At 71.4% G+C, this 3,079-nt stretch carries 4 protein-coding genes; 1 reads left to right on the top strand and 3 read right to left on the bottom strand.

Going from position 1 to position 3,079, the window contains the following annotated elements:
* Positions 1 to 50: 50 nt before the first annotated feature.
* A complete protein-coding gene (locus tag ACTWQC_RS35630; protein ID WP_443320018.1) occupies positions 51 to 710 on the bottom strand; it encodes a cysteine hydrolase family protein in 660 nt (219 codons plus the stop codon).
* Between the two features lie 102 nt (positions 711 to 812).
* Here ACTWQC_RS35630 and ACTWQC_RS35635 point away from each other — a divergent pair, with 102 nt between their 5' ends.
* Positions 813 to 1,910, top strand: coding sequence for a GlxA family transcriptional regulator (locus tag ACTWQC_RS35635; protein WP_443320019.1), 1,098 nt, complete (start codon positions 813 to 815; stop codon positions 1,908 to 1,910).
* Here the strand turns inward: ACTWQC_RS35635 and ACTWQC_RS35640 are convergent.
* The gene (locus ACTWQC_RS35640; protein WP_443320020.1) at positions 1,877 to 2,041 is read right to left on the bottom strand and encodes a hypothetical protein; all 165 of its coding nucleotides are present in this window, start codon (positions 2,039 to 2,041) and stop codon (positions 1,877 to 1,879) included. The genes ACTWQC_RS35635 and ACTWQC_RS35640 overlap by 34 nt on opposite strands.
* Before the next feature lie 20 nt (positions 2,042 to 2,061).
* A complete protein-coding gene (trpS, locus tag ACTWQC_RS35645; RefSeq protein ID WP_443320021.1) occupies positions 2,062 to 2,676 on the bottom strand; it encodes a tryptophan--tRNA ligase in 615 nt (204 codons plus the stop codon).
* Positions 2,677 to 3,079: the final 403 nt, after the last annotated feature.

The raw sequence follows: 3,079 nt of genomic DNA on the forward strand, positions 1-3,079 counted from the left end.
CCGCAAGCCCCACCCGCCCCCGTTCAAAGCCCCCGTTCAAAGTCCCCCGTTCACCCCCGCCGCTCACCCCGCGCCGGCGGCGCGCCCCCATCCCTGGTTGGCCGAGCCGCACGCACCAACTCCTCCGTCGCCACCACCTCCGCGAAGCCCCCGCCGTGCAGCGACACCGCCGTCGCCCGCGCCAGCTCATCCGCGCTCAGCCGCCAGCCGTACGGCCCGCCCAAGCCGAAGGTGTACGTCGCGTCCAGCGCGAACAGCACCTCGTACCCCAGGTTCCCGCCCATCCGCGCCGTCGTCTCCGCGCACATATTCGTCTGGATGCCCGCAACGACGATCTGGCGGATGCCCGTTCCCGTCAGCCAGGCATCGAGGTCCGGCTCCCCGTAGAAGGCCGAGTTCACCGACTTCGTCACCAGCAGCTCCGGCCCGCTCCCCTTCCCCCGCCGCTCCGCCACGAACTCCTGGAAGTCGTTCCCCGGCTGCCCCGGCCGCAGCGGCGAGTCCGGCTGCGCCGAGTCATGCCGTACGAACACCACCGGCCGTCCGCTGTCCTGCCAGGCCGCGAGCAGCGAGGCGACGTTCGCCTCGGCGGCCGGATTGTTCCGCACCCCCCAGAACTCTGCGTCGCCGAAGCCCTTCTGCACATCCACGACGATCAGCGCCGCCGTCACGTCGAGCCCTCTGCTGTGCCCCGTCTCGCTGTTCTCCATGCCGAGGATCCTGCCGAGCTCGCCCACTCCCGCCCAGCGGCAGAACAGCACTGGACCGATGGATAGCTGCCAAACGCCGCCGAACCCTGGCACCCTGCCACCATGGCAGCCATGCAGCGCATCGCCCTCCTCGCCTTCCCGGGCATCCGCGCGTTCGACGTGGCCGTGATCACCGAGGTCTGGGGCGTCGACCGCACCGACCGCGGTGTTCCGCCCTTCGAGCTGCGCCGCTGCGGGGAGGGCCGCGCACCGGTCGCCATGCCAGGCGGGCTCACCCTCAGCCCCGACCGCGGCCTGGGCTGGGTCCGTACGGCGGACCTGGTCGTCGTCCCCGGCCTGGAGGACCACACCGCCCGCACCCCCGAACCGGTGCTGGCCGCACTCCGCCGCGCCCACGGCGCGGGCGTTCCGGTCGCCGCCCTGTGCGGCGGCGCTTTCACCCTCGCCGAGGCGGGCCTGCTCGACGGCCGCCGCGCCATCACCCACTGGAACCTCACCGGCCTCCTCCGTGAACGCCACCCCGCCGTCACCGTCGAACCGGACGCCCTCTTCGTCGAAGACGGCGGCATCTGGACCTCCGCGGGAGTCGCCGCTGGCATCGACCTCTGCCTCCACCTGGTCCGCATGGCCCATGGCGCCGAGGTCGCGGCGACCATCGCCCGGTCCATGGTCACCGCCCCCTTCCGCACGGGCGGCCAGGCCCAGTTCATCGAACGTCCGACGCCGCCCGCGAATCGCGACGCGGACGCCCTGGCAGACGTACGCGAGCGGGCCCTGCGCAACCTCCACGAGCCGCTGACCGTCGCTCTGCTCGCCGGCTGGGCGGGCATGTCCCCGCGCTCCTTCGCCCGCCACTTCGCGTCCACCACCGGCACCACACCGCTCCGCTGGCTCCTCGTACAGCGGCTGGCCGCGGCGCAGAAGCTCCTCGAACGCACCGATCTGCCGATGCCCGAGGTCGCGCGCCGTGCGGGCTTCGGCAGCGAGGTCACGATGCGACAGCACTTCGCCACCCACCTCGGCACGAGCCCGCGCGACTACCGCGCGGCTTTCTCCGCAAGGCCGTCCGGAACCACCGCGACGACCGCAACGACCGCAACGACGGCAACGACCGCGGCGGACGCCAAGGCCGCCGAGGCCGCCGAGCCCGCGACAGGGCCGACGGCTCACACCGCGGGCAGCAGCCCGATCGCCCGGTAGGCCGCGTCCACCCGCGGACGCGCAAGCGCCCGCGCCCGCTCCGCCCCGGCCCTCAACACCCCTTCCACATAGTCCGGTTCCGCGCTCAGCGCGGCATGCCGTTCCCGCAGCGGCCGCAGCAGCTCGACCACCGCCTCCGCCGTGTCCTTCTTCAGCGCCCGACGGCGTGCGACTTCCCCATCGTCGAAGCCTGATCCTGGAGGTCCATGACCCGGGCGGCGACTGGCGGATGCGTGGCCCTGGGCAGGGTGAAGACCAGCCCGTACCGGTCGTTGAAGCGGCGCGCGAGATCGCGCGTCAGCTCCACATGCTGCGCCTGATCGTCACCCACAGGCACTTCATTCGCCCCGTACGCCAGGATGTCCGCCGCCATGAGAGCCGGATAGGTGAGCAGCGACAGCCGCACCGACTGCTCCGCGCGGACTTCTCCTTGTACTGGATCATGCGCCGCATCTCGCCGTCCGTGGCGGTGCACTCCAGGAGATACGAGAGCCGTGTGTGCTCGTCCACATGAGCTCTGGACGAAGAGCGCGCACCGGTCGGGATCGAGCCCGGCCGCGAGCAGCAGCGTCGCGGCCTGCCTGCTGAGCCGCCGTACGCGCGCCGGGTGGTGCTCCATCGTCAGCGCATGGAGGTCCACTACGCAGAACAGCGCGTCGGCCCGGTGCTGATCCTCCTCGACCCAGCGGCGTACGGCGCCCAGGTAGTCGCCCAGCGTCAGGTGTCCGGTGGGCTTGACCCCGCTGAAGATCCTCGTCCGCGTCATCTGCATTGTCTCCTGCCGGCGTCGGGACCGCCGCGCCCGCCGGCCTGAGCGAGATGAGGAGTGCAGATACGCGAACGGCCGCCGGATGCGGCGGCCGTAGAGGTGCATGCGCTGGTCCGGCCGCCGTCAGGCGGCCCACCACAGAAGGGTCAGCGCATGCTTCGTCACGCACCCGACTTTACGCTCCAACGCGCCCCTGGCTACGCGTTTGAAGCGCCGCGAAGAGTCGTGTACAGTCCTTCGGGTTGTCACGGAGTCACCACGATCCCGCAGACAACTACTCGCGCCGCACCGGCGGCAAACCACTGACGCACGATCTCCCCTCGGGGACGATTTCGGCATGCCGAAATCCGAGCCGAATGCTCGATTATGAGCACCGGAGGGAATCCGCTAACGTGGTGGC

Source organism: Streptomyces sp. 8N616 (assembly GCF_052246385.1).
Classification (GTDB): Bacteria; Actinomycetota; Actinomycetes; order Streptomycetales; family Streptomycetaceae; genus Streptomyces.